The 18,849-nt window shown below is 42.3% G+C and carries 11 protein-coding genes; 2 read left to right on the top strand and 9 right to left on the bottom strand.

Annotated elements, in window-relative coordinates; translation table 11 throughout:
* Window positions 1-55: 55 nt before the first annotated feature.
* The 4 genes from ABIE27_RS27080 to ABIE27_RS27065 all read right to left on the bottom strand — a co-directional run bounded on the left by ABIE27_RS27080 (window position 56) and on the right by ABIE27_RS27065 (window position 5,508).
* Window positions 56-928, bottom strand: coding sequence for a DegV family protein (locus tag ABIE27_RS27080; protein WP_429351984.1), 873 nt, complete (start codon window positions 926-928; stop codon window positions 56-58).
* Window positions 929-1,157: 229 nt separating this feature from the next.
* On the bottom strand, window positions 1,158-1,415 hold the full coding sequence (locus ABIE27_RS27075; RefSeq protein WP_123067420.1) for a hypothetical protein: 258 nt from the start codon (window positions 1,413-1,415) through the stop codon (window positions 1,158-1,160).
* Between the two features lie 654 nt (window positions 1,416-2,069).
* On the bottom strand, window positions 2,070-3,881 hold the full coding sequence (locus tag ABIE27_RS27070) for a family 43 glycosylhydrolase (protein ID WP_429351983.1): 1,812 nt from the start codon (window positions 3,879-3,881) through the stop codon (window positions 2,070-2,072).
* Between the two features lie 25 nt (window positions 3,882-3,906).
* Window positions 3,907-5,508, bottom strand: coding sequence for a DUF5597 domain-containing protein (locus tag ABIE27_RS27065; protein ID WP_205127962.1), 1,602 nt, complete (start codon window positions 5,506-5,508; stop codon window positions 3,907-3,909).
* A gap of 203 nt (window positions 5,509-5,711) precedes the next feature.
* Between ABIE27_RS27065 and ABIE27_RS27060 the strand changes: the two genes are divergently transcribed.
* The gene (locus ABIE27_RS27060) at window positions 5,712-6,272 is read left to right on the top strand and encodes a TetR/AcrR family transcriptional regulator (RefSeq protein WP_123067422.1); all 561 of its coding nucleotides are present in this window, start codon (window positions 5,712-5,714) and stop codon (window positions 6,270-6,272) included.
* 103 nt (window positions 6,273-6,375) lie between these two features.
* Here ABIE27_RS27060 and ABIE27_RS27055 read toward each other — a convergent pair whose 3' ends face one another.
* The 4 genes from ABIE27_RS27055 to ABIE27_RS27040 form a co-directional block, all read right to left on the bottom strand.
* Window positions 6,376-7,800, bottom strand: coding sequence for an MFS transporter (locus ABIE27_RS27055; protein WP_123067423.1), 1,425 nt, complete (start codon window positions 7,798-7,800; stop codon window positions 6,376-6,378).
* A 206-nt stretch (window positions 7,801-8,006) separates the two neighbouring features.
* On the bottom strand, window positions 8,007-10,757 hold the full coding sequence (locus ABIE27_RS27050; RefSeq protein WP_429351982.1) for a glycoside hydrolase family 78 protein: 2,751 nt from the start codon (window positions 10,755-10,757) through the stop codon (window positions 8,007-8,009).
* 249 nt (window positions 10,758-11,006) lie between these two features.
* Complete coding sequence (locus tag ABIE27_RS27045) at window positions 11,007-14,297, bottom strand: family 78 glycoside hydrolase catalytic domain (protein WP_429351981.1); 3,291 nt, start codon at window positions 14,295-14,297, stop codon at window positions 11,007-11,009.
* 82 nt (window positions 14,298-14,379) lie between these two features.
* Window positions 14,380-14,856 carry an MFS transporter gene (locus tag ABIE27_RS27040; RefSeq protein WP_429351980.1) on the bottom strand — a complete coding sequence of 159 codons (477 nt, stop codon included), beginning with the start codon at window positions 14,854-14,856 and terminating at the stop codon, window positions 14,380-14,382.
* 129 nt (window positions 14,857-14,985) lie between these two features.
* On the opposite strand from ABIE27_RS27040, the gene ABIE27_RS27035 reads away from it, so the two are divergent.
* The gene (locus ABIE27_RS27035; protein ID WP_429351979.1) at window positions 14,986-16,209 is read left to right on the top strand and encodes a helix-turn-helix domain-containing protein; all 1,224 of its coding nucleotides are present in this window, start codon (window positions 14,986-14,988) and stop codon (window positions 16,207-16,209) included.
* Between the two features lie 35 nt (window positions 16,210-16,244).
* Here the strand turns inward: ABIE27_RS27035 and ABIE27_RS27030 are convergent, their stop codons facing one another.
* Window positions 16,245-18,491, bottom strand: a complete 2,247-nt coding sequence (locus tag ABIE27_RS27030) for a glycoside hydrolase family 3 C-terminal domain-containing protein (RefSeq protein ID WP_429351978.1) — start codon at window positions 18,489-18,491, stop codon at window positions 16,245-16,247.
* Window positions 18,492-18,849: the final 358 nt, after the last annotated feature.

The raw sequence follows: 18,849 nt of genomic DNA, 5'->3' as shown, positions 1-18,849 counted from the left end.
CTGGTATTTTGCTCCACTTTCTAACAAGCGAATTATCCGTTATCCTTTGTAATGATCATCTTTGAGTGTGAACAAGGGGCTCCGATTTAAGTATGAAACTGATTGCTATACTATGAAGACCACTGTGTGAGCGTATAGCACATCCCCCCTCTATGATGTGTACTTTTTTAATAGAAGTCTCATCAAGAATAACATTTCTTATCCATTCAGCGGTTTCCTTCTCTAGTGTCTGGGCAATAATAATATGATCGTGATCAATTCGATGAATTTGGCTTAAGATGCTTGACAAAAGTTTTTTTAGTATCCGCTGTTTGTTTCCTCTATACTTCACTCCTGATAGCACTCTTCCATGACTAACATATAAAACCGGACGTATTTTAAGCATATTTCCCAGAAGATTTTTAAGATTGCTTAATCGCCCCCCTTTATGGAGATAATCGAGATTATTAACAACTACGTTCAATTGAATTTCATCTCTTATTGTTTCAAGCGATTCTGCTATACCTATAGCGCTCTTACCTTCACTAGCCAATTGTGTGGCTAATAAAACCATCATGGCCGTCCCGGCAGAAACATTTAGAGAATCCACAACAGTTACTCTTCCCGGAGGAAACTCGCGCGAGGCTGTAACAGCATTTTGATATGTTGATGATAAATGAGAAGACACACTGATATACAGTACATCTTCTCCGTTCTCAATAACCGGGCGAAATGCTTTAAAAAAGTCAGCTGGTGGAGGTGTGGAAGTCTGCGGCAATTGTCCGTTCATCTCAACTTTGTTGTACATGTCATGGACGTTGATCTCTATGTCAAGATAGGAATCTTCCTGAAAAACTATATATAATGGAATGATTCCTATTTTATACTTATCAATCCATTCCTCCGGAATATCCGAGATGCTGTCTACAAAAATGCGCACTTTGGACACAGTCTTTCCTCCTTTAACCCAGTTTCTCTCTGTTTATCATGGTAGAAGCTTCTGATCCTTCATTCTCCACATTCGATTCTTCTAGGTGTTTAAGATGACGGGTTTTTCATCATAAGAGATTCGCCCTCTACATCAATATTTGGAAGTAGGCGATTTAGCCACTGAGTTGCAACTTAACGTTGCTCATTTGTATCTTTCTTCTATGTTAATTCCAACTAATCTATGTGCTTTAAAAACTTGAGTAACCTTGGTCACCTTGATTATCGATCTGAGGTAGGTTATCTGTTCCCATGTTCAGACAATTGAAAGTCGAATCCTTTTCTTTTGCAGAAGTAACTTCTAATTTCGATGTGTTCTGAATGTAAGAAGTAAGTGGCTTGTTTTCAGGTTTGATAGCAGCTGAAGATTCCAAAGTAATTTCTGTCGTCGAACATCCCAAAAGGGTTAGAAATACAGCTAAACTCAATGCGTTAATATACTCTTTCATATTATCATCTCCATATAATTATTTATTTAATGACATTACAGACTATTAATACAAAGGATAAACTAAAAGCTTATTTATATTATACGTCTGGTAATATTGTAAAACATCGTTCAAAGGGGCATACCTGTCTGCCCAATTGGGCAATGTTAATATACGATTATGTAGCATACTCCTCAAATGCGTATATTAAACCGTACTTTTGTATGGATCATCTCTTTAGGTGATTCCCTGTAAATTAGAGAGAGGAACAAATTTAGATAGTTCGTTAACAAACCTAATAGGGGCAGTATAATTAAATAAAACGAACGGTCCGTTTCATACCATATAGATTAAAGTGTCAAACCGACATCCACTACAATGATTGAACCTGTCATATAGCTGGATTTTCCAGTGGCATTGAAAACGACCATCTCCACAAGCTCCGCCGTATCGACTCCTCCCGGAAAAATGGCGTTGATCCTTACGCCTAATCGGCAATCGGTACAAGTTCATGTCTTTGGCATGCGACAAGAACTTGTACTGATAAAATAAAAAAGCCGCTTTAATAGCGACTTGAATGGGAATATGTTCTTGTCCTTTCTATCGGAACATGTTCTTGTCTCCCGACATGAACTTAAACGTTCTCGGAAGCCAAAATATTGTACTGTCTTCAACTTATAATTTGATCACCTTCCCTTCCGTAATGCCATTTTCATTAAACGCATCCACACGGACAAAGTAATCTGTTCCTTTGATTAATGCGCGAATATCCTGCTCTTTCTTGCCAAATATCATATAGCTGTGATACAGCTTATCCTCCTGATGTCCCCATAAAATATTATGCCCTGCTGCATTTTCATCCTGAGAGGTGATGGTCACTTTCATATCCAAATCATTTAATCTTACAGCCGTAAATGCCGGTGTAATTGGAGCAGTTCCATTTCCTTTACCAAAGACACGCACGCCAGATACACAAGCAGGTTGATTATAGGGCACTTCCAATACGGTAAGCTTCAGATAACGAGCCTGCACACCCTCTTCTCTGACCACCAGATCATGGGGCAGGCAAGTGTTCACCTTGGATTTATCCTCAATCATAAAGTAATTTTCGCCATCCAATGACCCTTTGAGCATCCAACGTGTTACAAACTCACGTTCTTCGATATAACGCCCGCCTGCTGCACTCACCACTAATGGCTGTGGTGGCTCGATATCAATCATGTCATCTGCAAAGTTCACCTGAACTGCACAAACGTCCATGGCTGCACCTAAGTCAACCTGTACCCATTCTCCAGATGCATTAGTAGTAGCACGCCACCAGGTACGAACATCCTCTTCAGTGACTTTGCCAGGCTCCTTTCCTTCTTCCGCAGAAGAAGCTGTCGCTGTCTTGCCGTAACTTAGCAGCATCCATTCCGGGCTGTTCCAAGGGTCCATCTTTCCTTCTTGTACACGCATAGGCCAATCCCCGTATCGCTGGTTACAGAACAGCTCTCCATCTGCATCAAAACCTGCCGGCCATAAGCCACAGCGACGCTCAAAATTATGATTTACGCTGATGCGCATGGTAGCGGTATGCCACAAATTATCATTCATATCTCTCATGGTAGAACCGTGGCCTGCACCAGGAATAAAGCCTCCTGGTTTGTACGAGTATGGGTTATTGCTGGACAAAGTGAAGGGTCCAAGCGGGGAATCACCTACATACACACCATCACAGTATGTATTGTATTCTGTTCCCGGACATGAATATTGCAGGTAATATCGGCCCTCATATTTATCCATCCAGGCTCCCTCAATATATGGACGATTCTTGGCCATCTCCCGGAACATTTGTCGCACTTCCTTAGGGACCATTTCTTCCGTTATACCTAATTTTCTCAAAAATTCCTGATACGCTTCATCCAATCGTTCCTCTGGAATTGGCGGGGAGGTATGATCTTCACCGTTACGTTCATAACCGATGTTATCCCAATTACCGGCAATAAGTCCGACTGGATCGGTCTTGGGTAGCATCGTCTCCGGGTCCATTTCTACGCCATAGATCGGCTCGGCACTCGAACAGCCCCAGTAGAAATAGACCTTTCCATCATCATCTACGAACAGATTGGGATCCCAGAATTCAAAGCTGCCCTGAATTTCTTCATAGGGTCCATTTAGAACATCCCGGGTACGATAGAAATTGCATGGCTCCGCTCTTTTAGATGCAGAGAAATAAACATATTCACCAATTACACGAACATCCGGTGCATAATCATAAAATGGCAAATTATCCGGCAATCGTTGTGCCTCCCAATGCGCCATGTCCTCGGATACCCATACCCCTAGTGTCATAGAAGCAAAAATATAATATTTTCCCTTATAACAAATCATAGACGGGTCTGCAGCCTCTCTTGAAATTTGCAGCGCTCCCATGGTATCTCCAATCTTTTGCTGGTTAAACTGATAACGGTAATCTACATTGATTGGGTTACAATAATACTTCATAGTTAAACTCCTTCTATAATTAATGTCAATTATATGCAAATAATTTTATTTTTAACAATGTCGGCTTATTATACTTCATTAAGGCAACTTCATCACCATTAAGCCTCCTAGTCATTTTCCAATTTCCATTCTCAAATTCTCCTTCTTCCAATGAAAGAATATCTACATATGGCTTTTCGTTTGTTGTAGAAAACGGTCTGAGGTAGTATCCATTGACAATGACATAAAATTCATTCTCAGACTTTTTTAATACCAGACATACGCCATCTTTTCTTTCTATCACTGGCAGATTCATTATTGCTTGAAAGCCATATGCTCCAAAAATCATAGTATCAACATCTTTTCGTTCACAAATAACTGCCTGCAAATCAGGTGTACCATACTTCTCTGTTAATAAAGGCATCATGTCATTTAATGTCTGTGAGTACCATCCATATTCCTCCACATTTTGGGGTGTGGACAGAGCCGGATCTGCAGTATCCATGCCAAATAGGTGTCCCTCACTTGCTGAGAACGGTTCTCCCATCTCCTCAAATCCAAAAGGAGCATAGCAAAGTGCATGATAATGCCCTACTGCATACACTTTTCTTGGTCCTGCATAGCTGTGAGTTACGGTCTCAGGGATAAATAACGGATTTCCCCTTCTTGTATATTCATCACAAATACCACAGAAATCAGAAGCATAAATATCCGGTGCAATAATATCAATGGCAGGTGCACAATATTTCCACACCTCCATCATACGTGATACCGGTCCTCCACTTGGATACATTCCGGCTTCCTGTCCTTTATCCAGCCAACAGTTAGCTACCGTAGGAAGTGGATATACCTTTTTTCCCGCTATAGCCACTTTATTCACATAACTTGCTATATGGTAAGCGCTAAATATTTCCTCCGCTGCATTACCAAACACAGCCCTCCAGTTACCACTCTTTGCTCCATCTTCAACTACAGCTCTCACATCAGGTACCATAGTTCCGGCATGTGCCCTCATGTACTCGACAAACTGCTGCGGAACATTTTCCTCGAATAATGCATCTGCTTCATCCGAGTTTTCTCGTGCAGACCCCTGTAGTCCAGTCTCGTTTTCTACCTGCACTACCACAACAGTATTTTCCTGCTCATCAATTTCTTTGATATGCTGCATCAGCTTTCGAAAAGCTCGTGCATCTGCATTATTAGTTTCTTCGCATAAATAAGATAAAGATGTGTATGGCATTCCATAAAAATCCTTAAGGTACGTAAATTTCTTTCCTTTCTCTACTTCAGCTCTTTTAAAACGCTCAAGATCTGTCTTCACCCATTCCGGTGCATAATAGCACTGTGCATTTTTCCAGGCTCCAAACCATAAAAAACCTAATTTCTTACCACGCCCTCTAGCCTGTTCAATCAACCCGTCTACCAAACTAAAATCAAATTTACCTTCCTCAGGTTCAATAAGCTCCCAGGTCACTGGAAGTAGTAAACTGTTCATTCCCAGTTCCTCTGCTTTATCCCAGATCTGCTCCATATACTCAACCGACGATGAATTAGAATTATGAACTTCACCGGAAAGCATAATAAATGGCTTTCCCTGTACCATCAGTACTTTTTTGCCTTCTTTTTGTGTTAAATATGGAATTGACAATTAAATCTCCTTCTTCCTTCTTCTTATTTTTTATTTAGGACCTGCATCATAAGTTTATTGACAAGTCATTCGTCTACCTTCACAATACAGACAGAGTGTCTATTTAACAACCATCAGTTGTTTTGTGTTTTGATGTAATTTAGACACTTGAGAGAGAAGTGTCTATTTTTATAGAAATTTTATTGCTTGGAGATGATTTGACCATGAATCAACGGGAACGGTTAACCAAACTACTGTTGAAGCAGAGCTTGATCAGCTTGCTCAAAGAGAAAAATATAAGCCAAATCAGCGTTAAGGAATTGTGTACCACAGCGGGCATCAATCGCTCCACGTTTTACTTACATTTTGCCAATGCTTACGACCTGCTTGAAAATGTTGAACAGGAGATTATTAATAATACGAGTGCCTATCTGGATAAAATTGAAGCGGTAGACAGCGGTACTACTTATATCCTGGCTTTTCTAGAGTACATAAAAAAAGATGAGGAGCTATTCACTGTCATGCTCCTCACCTCCAACGAAAACGTGTTATTTCCCAAACGTCTTCTGAAAGAAATACTCCAAAAAATTGATCGCGAGCTTCAACTCAACGTACCTGAACGATTGAAACCTTATACTTATTCTTACCTGGTCAATGGAAGCTTGGCGATCATCCAAGAATGGATACAAGAAGGATTTATTCTCTCCAGTAATGAACTGGCAGAGCTCATCTTCTCTTTGGCCGACCAATCCTTAGTGGCGATTACACAGCTAGAGAAGAAGTGAGTAGCTTATTGCTGGCAGAACCTGGAGACCATAAAGAGCGCATAGTCTATCCAGACTGCCAGCCAAAGCCCCATGATTTTTGCAGGAGTTGATCATATTCAGTTTAATGTTGATTACGGCGTTCTTCCAGTTCCTTTACGATCTGAGGATACTTCGCATCTAAGTCATACTTGCGCAGGAAGATATACGTAAGCGCCAAGGTGGCTGCAGGAAGATATACAGTAAGAACAAGAATACTGGTTATTGCGGAATCCGGCTGTGTGGTTAATGTTCCATCATAATCTCCCATTGCCAGAATCCAACCGATCATTGCTGCGGCGAGACCCACACCGATTTTAATACCAAAGCTGTTTGCACTATTGACCATCCCCACTAGACGCTTGCCTGTCTTCCATTCCCCGTACTCGACAGTGTTATTGACCAGCACACCGCCTACAGCCATCATTGGAATAGTACCCAGAGTTGTTAATCCGCCCAACACTAACGCAGCCACAAAGCTATATGGCATGAAGCATCGGATACCCGAGGCAGCGATTCCGATGATCATCCCAATACGCGCTGTGTTGGAAAGGCCAAACTTTTTAATCATTGGAGTAACGAGAGCGAAACCTATAACTACCGGAATCAAACCAACAGCACCCATGATTCCGATTAGATCTTCATTACCTAGAATATATTTGGTGTAATAGATCCCGGTTGAACTGTTAAACACAAACGTTATATTAATAAATAATTGAGCAAACAACATCATGATCCAATATTTGTTCCTTAGCAGGAGCTTGATACTTTCCCAGAATGGTACGTCATCGGTTTCATTCAAACTTACGTTTGCATTGTCCTCTTTGGAGGAAAGGAAGGTCAGCACTAAGGCAATGGCTGACACTGTTCCAAGTACGACTGCAACGATGATCCAAGCCTTCTGATTTCCGCCAAGCATATTGGTCACCGGAATTAGCAAAACAGAGATGATCATTCCAAACAAATATCCGGAGATTGAACGGGCAACTCCCATTTTACCGCGTTCTTCGACACTTTTAGTCCGAATAGCCATTAAGCTTCCGTACGGAATAGCAATCCCTGTGAATACAATGGCAGAAGCGAATATTACTGTGACTAAAGCATATATCGTTTTCATACTGTTGGATGCATCGGCAGGAATCGTAAATAGCAAAATGATAGCGGCCAGTGCCGGGAGAGCCATCCACAACATCCAAGGCCGTGCTTTCCCGTACTTCGATTTAGTACCATCAACGATACGACCCATGAGCAGGTCCGTGATTGCATTAACTAACTTGGTGATCAGCATAATTGTACCAACTGTCGCTGCTGCTATACCTACTTTATCTGTATAAAAGTAAGTTAGCACCCCAAGAAGTCCGCTAATGACGTTAAGTGCAATTTGTCCTGCAGCGTCACCTAAGTAATGATGAGGCCGCATCGTTTTTTGGATACCCTGGGCATCAGTACCTAATTCCTTCGATTTTTTGGTTGGCGTTACAACCTCTGTACTGTAGTTTGTTTCATTCATTATTTACCCCCCGTTTGACATGTCATGATAGCGCTTTCTATTCCTTATTTTAATCTTCTGAAATGAACATATATGGTATCTTAATTGTTTTTTTAGAATTTTAATTGTCTTTCTCTTTTTTTATTTTAAGCGTTTTCAAACCGATGATTCCCAGTGTACATTAAAATAAAAAGGGCATTGTAGTTATCCTACAACGCCCTCTTGTTTTAATGCACTGCCCCTTGCTCTTTCGGTTCATTTAATGTTTTCAAGATCAGTTTAAACAACACTGCTGTTTCCTCAGGGGTATTGGTTAACAATTCGCTTATTGAGAAATTATACGCATATTGTATCATCGGATGGTCTAACATCCCGGGGGCATGTTCTTCCATAATCTGAAGAGCTATCGGCTCTTCGATGACTTCCTTAAGCGTGGAGTCCAAGGTAAACCGCTCTATGTCCAGATTGGTTTGTGTAGGATATCTGAAGCTGTAATCTCCAGAATCGACTTCAATCGGGTCTTCCTGCTCAGGCAATTTAATGACCGCAGTAGTATTGGCAGGGATCGTCACATTGACGATAATTTCCCCATTCCTGCAAGACCATGAGCTCTTGATTTCTCCATATACCGAATGATAAATAGCTTCTACCGCACTTATTCCCTTTATGAACTGAGGATGTATCAGGATCTTCTTAAATCCGGGTTCGATTTGATTAATACCAGCCAGCTTCCTGTACATCCATTCTCCAATAGAACCATACGCGTAATGATTTAAGGAGTTCATGCCTGATGTATCGAAATCTCCATTCGGGAGAATGGAGTTCCACCGTTCCCAGATGGTTGTTGCTCCCTTCTTAACTGCGTACAGCCAGGACGGGAAATCTTCTTTCAGGAACAGGATGCCCGCAAGCTCATGCATTTGATTCTCTGATAATACATGGCACAAATACGGAGTGCCCACAAAGCCGGTGGTAAGATGATTCTTATGCTGGGCAATATTGGACTCCAGGGTCTTGCGGACTCTCTTTCTGTGCTTGTCATCCACCAGATTGAAGTGAAGAGCTAATACGCAAGCCGTTTGAGTCTCACTAACTAACCTGCCGGTTGCTGAAATATACTCTTCCTGGAACGCTGATTTAATTTGGCTATGAAGAGCTTCATATTTGGAGGCATCCTCAGATTTATTTAACAGCCTGGCAGCCTGGGCGACCAGTTCTGTGGAATAAGCATAATAAGCGTTAGCCACCAGATACACATCCGTAGCCCCGGTTCGCTCATTGCTGAACTCTTCCTTATCAAGTCCGAGCCAGTCTCCGTATTGAAATCCTGTCTGCCACAGCCCATTAACCCCGCAGCGTCCAGTGATATAATCAACCCAGCCCTTCATGCTGTCGTACTGTTGCCCGAGCAGTTTGAGGTCACCATACATTTGATACATGGTCCAGGGAACAATAACTGCAGCATCGCCCCAAGCAGCAGCTCCGTCCTGATTCCCCAGGATATTAGGAACTATTTGCGGAACCCCATATTCTTCAGTCTGCTCAGAAGCAAGATCACGCAGCCATTTCGTGAAGAAGGAGGCTACATTCATATTAAAGGCAGCCGTTCCGGCAAACACTTGAGCATCTCCCGTCCAGCCAAGACGTTCATCTCTTTGCGGGCAGTCCGTAGGAATGTCAAGGAAATTACCGCGCTGACTCCATTGAATGTTACTGAATAATTGGTTAACCATTGCATTGGAGGTTGTCAGGCTGCCTGTTTCCTCCAGATGTGAATGCAGTACGCAGGCGGTGAACAGCTCCGGCTGAATGATCTCTAATCCTTCTACCGCGATGTAACGGAAGCCGTGGAAAGTAAAATGCGGCCGGAAGACTTGTTCTTTCCCGTTACAAATAAAGCGGTCAATAGATACAGCTTGCCGCAATGTCTCAGTATACAGGTTTCCTTCTTTATCAAGTACCTCGGCATGCCGGATGGTAATGACCTGACCCTCAAGCCCGGTAATCTGCAGCTCTACAAATCCGGTCAGAATCTGTCCGAAATCAATAACCTGCTCTCCTTTGGGTGTAGTAAAAAACTTCACTGCGGGGAGCCTTCTGGTAATGCTGACCGGTTCACTTTCCTGGGAGATAAGACGATCATTATTATAGGAGAATGGGACCACATCAAATAGAGTATCGTCTGCATAACAGGAGTCGTAGGTCTCTCCCATATAGATTTCACTGGAGCGGATTGGTCCCTTCGTCACCTTCCAGCTGTCATCTGTTCTAATCATTTCTTTAGATCCATCTGTATAGACGATGTGCAGTTCTGCAATAGCTGCCACTCTGTCCCCGTAATGATTCGGAGTACAGGTAAAACCAAAGATACCTTTATACCAGCCATTTCCAACGGTGATCTCCATCTTGTTTTGCCGTTCCAGCAATCCGTCTAGGTTATAGGTCTGATATTGCAGCCGCTCATTGTAATTAGTCCAGCCCGGGGCAAAATAATGATCCCCTACCCGATTCCCATTAATAGAAATTTCATAAACTCCTAATGAGGATGCATAGAGACGGGCTGATTGTATATCCTTTTCTAAAGTGAAGATCTTTTGGAACACGGGAGGTGCAGTTTCATCGTCCTGGAAGGTATGCGTGATCCAATCTGCTGTAAAGTTACTTCCCTTCAGAAGACCTGTTTCGAAATGTCCCTCAATGCTTGCTTGATTGTCTTGATTATCCCAAACGGTGACATGAATCTGATACAAAGTGGAGGCCTGAAGCGGGAGTCCCGCATACTCTACCAGAATTGAAGTGTCCGCCCCCACCTTACCTGAATTCCAAACCTCCTGAGTATCCTTGGTTACAGTGATCTGATATGCAGTTTGCATTACTCCTTGCGCTGAAGAAACCAATTGCCATGAGAAGCGCGGGTTTGGTATATCCAAGCCAAGGGGATTCTCCATGTATTCAATCCGAAGATTCTTTAATTCCATCTGTATCCACCTTTCGATAAGTCCAGAATTTTTATGATACCGCTTACTAATGTTATTGTAATGAAATAGAAATAAATAATATGGTATTATGATTGTGATTTTAGAATTTTAATGCTTTATATGATCTAAGGAGACTTATATGGAGCAAAGTGTTGAAAGCAATTGCAAGCTCATATTGTCGGCCCCTCCCTGCCCTTCACACTGTTCGAACACAAAATAAATGGCTAACCACCGATACAAATCTCTTCACTAACTTCTTGATAGCTGAGAGATAAATTCATATCTACCGCTCCCCAAATTCTTTGTATTGCCAGGAAGAATGAGAGTAGCGGTAGAATTCGCTGGAATCGAGCATTGGTAAGTCACCTCGTCACCAGAAACAACATAACTGCTTTCTATCTTTCCATACGTTGTTTCAATGCTACCAGACGCTTGTTGAAATCCGGTAAAATCAGGCTTCAAGAAAAAATGATTAAATCCCGGATTGTGCACGTCTCTCCGAATTCCCAATACATATTCATACAGCCAGCTAATAACGCTTCCCAATGAATAATGATTGAAGCTATTCATTGCATTACGTCCGCCGAATCCTTTTTCAATCGTGTAGCTGTCCCAATGTTCCCAAATGGTGGTGGCTCCTTGAGTGACTGGATACAGCCAACTTGGAAAGGCGGTTTGGGTAATCAACGCATGAGCAATTTCTGGATAACCGCCCTCGCTTAACATCGGATTTAATGGTCCCGTGCCGAAGAAGCCGGTCGTTACTGTGTATCCTGCTTCCTTGGTCTTCGAAGCTAGATTGTCATAGGCTTTCTGTTTGTTCCTCTCTTCAAACATATTAAAGTTCAAACCGATCGCGTATCCCGCTTGAGTATCGTTAACGCTTCCGTCCATATTTAAGGTTTTTCCGGTTTCCGCATCCACAAAAGTCTTATTCCAGTATTGCTTTGCTTCATCCGCTTTCACGATGTAGTAGGAGGCATCGAATTGTTTCCCCAATAATTTCGCGTAAACGCTCATCAAATACATTACTCTTCCGTAAAACGCATTCCATACCAAATGGCTGTCCGTCTTTACAGGTGCGAGCCAGTCATCGATCGGACCCATGTATATATCTCCTGGCATACCCATATATTCCAAGTAGTTCGTAAATTGTTTCATTGCATCATAGTACTCAGCTACAACATCGACATCACCGTAATGCTGATACATTTCCCAAACTATCAAATGAATGCAGCTGCCATAAGTAATCCCACCAAATCCGCTGCCTACGGGCGCAATGTTGGGTAAATTCCCATTTGACAGTTGACCATCTCTAATCGCCTGTAGATAGCGCATATAAAACGTTCTAGCATCACTCTGGTAAAAAGCGGTGCGAACAAATACATGAGCATCACCAGTCCAGCCCATCCGTTCATTTCGCTGAGGACAATCGGTTGGAATGCTGATAAAGTTGCTTAGCTGGCTGTACTTCACGTTTTGAACCAGTCTATTAACCAGATCATTATCCACTTTCACGTGACCCGTAATGGTAGAGATGCTAGATAGTTGGATGCTCTTCACATCTTCGAGTTTTGGAGCTTCATCCAGACCCGTTATCTCAATATACCGATACCCATGAAAGGTAAACTTCGACATATAAGTTTCACCTTCAGGGTCGCCGCGAAGAGTATAGATGTCAGTGCTGGAAGCGTCTCTAAGATTGGCAAGAAGCATCCTCCCATGCAATTCTCCATATTCTTCTATTTTTGGATATAACATTTCTGCATAACGGATCCTTACCTTGGTCCCTCTCTTTCCTTTGAACGTAAGGGTAGGAATACCAGCGATCTCCTGACCCAAATCGTAAATGAATAGACCAGGTGCAGGCTCCGACATACTTTGGGCAATAAAAGTTTCAACTTTCCTCACTGGAGCGTTGAAATGGCCTATCAACTCTGGTTCTGTTTCATTAACTGCGGGCCACGGTAAAAAGAAACCCGGCAAGGAATCAAATTCCCCAATCGGAACAGCTTCAACAACTGCCGGCTTCTTCATACCTTCCTTGTAATAGCCTGGTTTCGAATAATCCTCATAGATATGAGCCAGATTGGCATCATAGTGCTCTCCTTGGAAAAAGCCAGAAAACCTATATGGTCCTTCCCCATAATATTGCCATTCGTCCTCGTTCGTCACGTAATTATCAGTTGTACCGTCTTCATAAGTGAGCACTAGCATGGCAAGCAGATTTTCTTTGTCGCCCCAATAATTAAAATTTTGCAGCACGAACGTCTGCGAGCCATTCCACCACCCGGAAGATAGCGTAAAGCCGATACCATTCATTCCCTCGATAAGCAACTCCGTCACATCATAAGTCTGATACATGAGATGTTTGTCATATTGACTTGAACCCGGCGCAAAGAATTGATCGCTAATCGCCTTTCCATTGATCATACAGTCATAGATTCCTCTGGCTGTCGCGTAAAGCCTTGCTTTTAACAATGGCTTCTTAACCGTGAAATCCCTTCTCAGCATCGGCAGTGAATGTTGATCCGGGCTTCGAGTCATTTGCACATCATTTTCAAATGCTTCTATATCGACCCCATACTCCGTGTCCATGTTATAGAATTCATTTGAAGGATGGCGCAGAAAATTAAGACGAATGCCATCAAAATGGGCCTTCGTACCGGCGGCAACACTATAACCGATCTGGCAAAGTCTTGGGAAAGTGGTGATGTCATTGTCGGCAAGGGGATTCAGTTGTCTGGCAGCGAGGTTTCCGTATTTTGTAAGCACTGCATCGACTAGAAATCCGTCCACATAGGCGAACGCGGCATTACCAACTACCTCAATCTTTAGCTCATGTGGACTATGCCGGTTTGCTTCGTTAATAATCGGTATCGTTTCATCTCCCTCAATATGAACAATTGGTACAGAAGCAAGCGGCACTTTCGGGTGATCATCTTTGTGGTACCCTACACGGTAAATGTCAAGCGTCGCGGGAGATTGCCCGATATTAATCTCATACTTTATGTAGTTCTCTCCTTCGAGTAAAGATTCGTTTCGCTCTCGATTCAATAATCGCTCGTCGTTAGCTCCGAATACTAATCCTGCACACGATCCGCCTTCCATTATGGTAATTGTACCCCTCATCGCAAATATACCTAATGTATTACTTGCGATATAATACTCGGGCGCGCCAATCCATTGCGCCCCGTTCCAGGCTTCCATACTTGGATTCATAAGCCCTGTTTCAAACTTCGTAGAGGCCGTAGCCACTTCATTGTCTTGATTCGTTGTTTCCACCTTTACATAGTATTCCATACACGGCTCAAGTTGTGCTCCAGCATAGACAATTCCCGTGGAACAATCGCTTGTCAACCAGCCACTATCCCACATGTCGCTAGAATCCGCCTTCCTGCCTACAACAATTCTAAAGCCAGTCTGTTTCATGTTATTCGCATCGGAAATGAACTGCCAGGAAATGACCGGCTTCTTCTCATCCAGGCCCATCGGTTCGATCTCGTGCATGACTTTAATTTGTGATATGCAATAACTCATTGTGTTTTCCTCCCTTATGGCCTCTAAGGTTATCTTGTAGAATTGTCTCTTTGATCCAATATTCATCGTGAACATTGTTGATTCAACCCGTGCCACTATCCAAGACAAGTTGTGCGATGAGATCCTCATTCCCGAGAATATACTTGGTGTAATAGATTCCAGTTGAACCGTTAAGTGTATACAACATGTAGATCAATGGCTGAGCAGACAGCATGACCCAGTATTTGTTCTGGTATAGGAGCTTAATGCTTTCCCAGAAGGGAGTGTTATCGCTTTCAACAATAGTTACACCAGCATTGTTGTCTTTGGAAGCTAAGAAGGTCAGAATCAAGGAAATGAAGGACACGAAACCCAATACAACTGCAACAATAATCCATGCTTTTTGATTCCCACCAAGCATATTGGTTATTGGAATTAACGCGATAGCGATAATCATCCCAATAGTATAACCAAAGATGGTTCGGGTAAGGCCCATTTTACTCCGTTCTTCTACACTTCTGGTACGGATCGCCATCAAGCTACCGTAAGGGATCGGAATTCCCTTACCACCCTTCAGCATAGATCCTGCACCTAAATGTTAACGCTTACTAAAATAGTATAATGAATTCCCCTCGTGTAATATGGTAATATCATTGTAATTTTATAATTATGGTATGATAAGATGATTAATAAAGGAGGCAAACGCAAATTGGATTTAAAACGTCAATGTAAACTCATTACAGAACTTTTTGATATGTCCATCTTCTTCGTAAACTCCACTGGAGAAGTTAAATTCGAACTGTTGGGTAATCGGATGCTTAATCCGCTGTATAATAATGATAAACAATTCTTTTTTTCAGCGTTGGGGTTTGATCCATCCGTGTGTAAAGAAGAACCTACTGTTGTAAGAACGAAGTTTTTTGAGAACTACATTTTAATTCGTATTGGTAACGATCAGAACGATGAAGGCACCATCATTTTAGGACCTTCCCTTCCATTTAGCTTAATTGAACATAAAATAAATGGGCTTATCAATGACACACATCTCTTTGCGAATCGGGAACAAGTATATCACTATTATCAGTCTGTTCCTGTGATAACCAATGAGAGACTAATCAACATCACGATCTTGGTTAATCAAATGTTTAATCATGAATTGATCGAAGCTGAGGATGTAGTACAGGACTATTTGCGCGGTATGTATATCGAAGAAAAACAAATACAAGGTGCCACAAATTCTTCAACAGGCTATGATGAGTTGCTCCATCACGACCCACTGAATGAAAAGAAATTGTTAACGTTCGTCAAGGAAGGTAAGTTGGATATGCTCAAACACTTTACACAACTTGGTTATGAAAATACAGGGGTCCTGTCCAAATCAAGCCATATCCGTTCTAAAAAGAATCTTGGCATTATAGGTATAGCTCTTGCAACTAGAGCAGCCATAGACGGAGGTGTCTATTCGGAGATTGCTTTTTCAGTAAGTGATCTTTATATACAGCGCCTCGAGGATCTACGGACCGATAAAGAAATCGATCAATGCTGCTTGGAAGCATTTTTTTCGTTAACCGAGAAAGTCTCTCAGGTTAAAGAATCACAGCATTCTAAAATCGTAACACTTTGCAAAAATTATATATATAACCACCGTTATTCCAAAATGACACATGAAAAAATTGCTGAACATGCCGGTATTAGCCCAAACTATCTATCGATACTCTTTAAAAAAGAAGTAGGAGTTCCCGTTAATAAATATATTCAACAGATTAAAATTGAGGAAGCTAAACATATGATTCACTTTACGAGCACTCCACTTTCTGAGATCGGGTCTCTTTTGAGTTTTACGGATCAGAGTTATTTCACCAAGATTTTTAAAAAACACACAGGTAGAACCCCTAAGCAGTATCAACAAACGCATCATATGTTAGAGGAATAAGCCCGATGGCGGGCTTATTCTAACGATGCATTCATTCAACGGTTAACAGCGGATAAGATACTTTGAAGTGTTTCTTCTGTGAACAGACCGTTGCTCATAAGTGCTGCATTGTGCAATGTGGTACCCATAATTAATTCCTGCATTCCCTCACCCAATCCTGCTCCATTCCCGTCATATTGCCCCATCGCAGCCATAATTTCAGCTCCGACGGGATGCTGAAGTAATTCACCGAATGTGGAATGTCTGGTAATTGGTTTGGTAACTATTACGCTCGATTCTACCTCGATCGTTTCAGTGAGTTCAATCTCTCTTGAAGATTTTCCGACCATAATGTCGAATTTGCCCGTCTCCACATGCCAGTCTTTCAGCTTAACATCGTAGTAAGCAAAGGCTCTTTTGCCCAGTTCAAAATGTACAGTGGTCTCTTCACCAGGCTGAAGTGAAACTTTGGCGTACCCCTTCAATTCCTGAAGTGGACGTGGGACCGTTGATTCCACATCACGTACATATAGCTGAACGGCCTCTTTTCCCTCTGTTTCACCCGTGTTTTTAACTTTTGCTGTAACCGTTACACTGTCGGTATCTTTGATCTGTTTATGACTGACTTGTAGATCACTATATTCAAATTGGGTGTAGCTTAACCCGAAGCCAAATGGAAACAAAGGCTCAACATCTCTTGTATCGTAATGTCGGTAGCCAGTAAAAATACCTTCTCGATATTCGACAGTCTCGCCGTCTCCAGGGAAATTCAAGTATGACGGATTGTGGATCAGTTTTTTAGGAAATGTCTCAGCCAGTTTCCCGCTTGGATTTACGCTTCCAAAGAGAATATCAGCGATCGCACCACCCAAAGCCTGTCCTCCAAGGTATGCCTCCAATACAGCCTTAACTTTATCCAGCCAAGGCATTTCAATGGGACCTCCATTGCTCAATACAACAACAACGTTCTCTTGAACCTCCGCGACTGCTTCAATTAAAGTTCTGTGACTTTCCGGCAATTGAAGATGTTTCCGGTCGAAACCTTCGGACTCATAACGTTCAGGCAGCCCGGCAAAAATAACTGCAATCTGTGCATTCTTTGCGGCAGATACTGCTTCTTGGATCAGTTCTTCGTTTACAACATCTTCGTCCAATGTATAACCGGCCGCATACGAGATGTTTGCACTGTCAGCGGCTGTTTTAAGAATTTCTTCATAGATGTTGTCCAGCTTCGTTGGTATAACATGTGAACTACCGCCGCCCTGGTAGCGCGGGTGCTGCGCAAATGCTCCGATAACTGCAATGGAATCTTTGGTGTTTAGAGGTAGAATGCTCTCCTCATTCTTGAGCAGGACCATGCATTCGCTTGCAACTTTTCTGGCCAATTGGTGCTGTGCCTCTACATCAACCGATACTGACTTCCGCTGGCTATCTACAGCTTTGAATACAAGTGACAACAATCTCTCAACAGACTGATCCAGCACCACTTCGCTCAGCTTTCCCGATTGAACAGCTTCAATAATTTTCTTGCTTCCCGCACCATGACTGGAGGGCATTTCCAGTTCCAGACCGGCAGCTAGTCCCTGATCCCGTTCATTGACAGCTCCCCAATCCGAGACCACTACGCCTGAAAATCCCCATTCATCCCGGAGAATTTCAGTCAGTAACCGGCTGTTTTCGGAACAAAATTCACCATTTACTTTGTTATAAGCGGCCATGACGGTCCATGGCTCTGCCTCTTTCACTGCATGTTCAAAGCTTGCAAGATAAATTTCCCGTAGAGTCCGTTCATCCACCACTGCATCGACAGACATACGCTTATATTCCTGGTTGTTTACAGCAAAATGTTTGATAGAAGTACCCACGCCTTGGCTTTGTACGCCTGAAATATAGCTAGCTGCCAAAGTCCCCGATAAATAAGGGTCTTCAGAAAAATATTCAAAATTTCGGCCACACAGCGGGGAACGCTTGATATTCACAGCAGGCCCCAAAATAATCGAAATATCCGCTGCTTGTGCTTCTTGTCCGAGTGCTGTCCCCATCGTATGGGCGAGTTCACGATTCCACGATGAGGCAACTCCACTTCCGGATGGGAAGCAGGTAGCTGGTAAACTTTTGTTTATACCTAGGTGGTCCGCAGTCCCGTCTTGTTTTCTAAGTCCGTGAGGCCCATCTGACATCATAATAGAGGGAACCCCAAGACGGTCAATGGAATTGGTATTCATGAAATCTTTACCTGAGCAGAGTTCTGCTTTTTCTTCTAATGTCATTTGCTTGATCATTTCTTGTAAATTTCGTTCCATTAATATTCCTCCAACCTTAATGATATCGCTTACTTATATAAGGATAGATGAATCTACTCATCAAATATGGTAATATAATTATTTTTTTAGAATTAATCAACTGAATCGTATCGAATAAGATCATTTTCTTCAAAAATCCATCACTAATGCACTCCATACGTTCATGTTTACTGTTCAAGCGGGAGCGTAATACTGAAACTCCCCCTTCCAATATAACTGTAATGCATGGACCGGACGTAACCGAGTCTCCATTGATCCACAATCGGTAACGGCTGTTTGCACTTATCGATAATCAAGAGAAGCATGATCATTCAGGTGTATAGCCAACCGGTAAAAAACAAAGCGATTCTCCTTAAGA

The organism is Paenibacillus sp. 4624 (genome assembly GCF_050435065.1).
GTDB lineage: Bacteria > Bacillota > Bacilli > Paenibacillales > Paenibacillaceae > Paenibacillus > Paenibacillus amylolyticus_D.
This window is presented reverse-complemented; position numbering and strand designations above follow the sequence as displayed.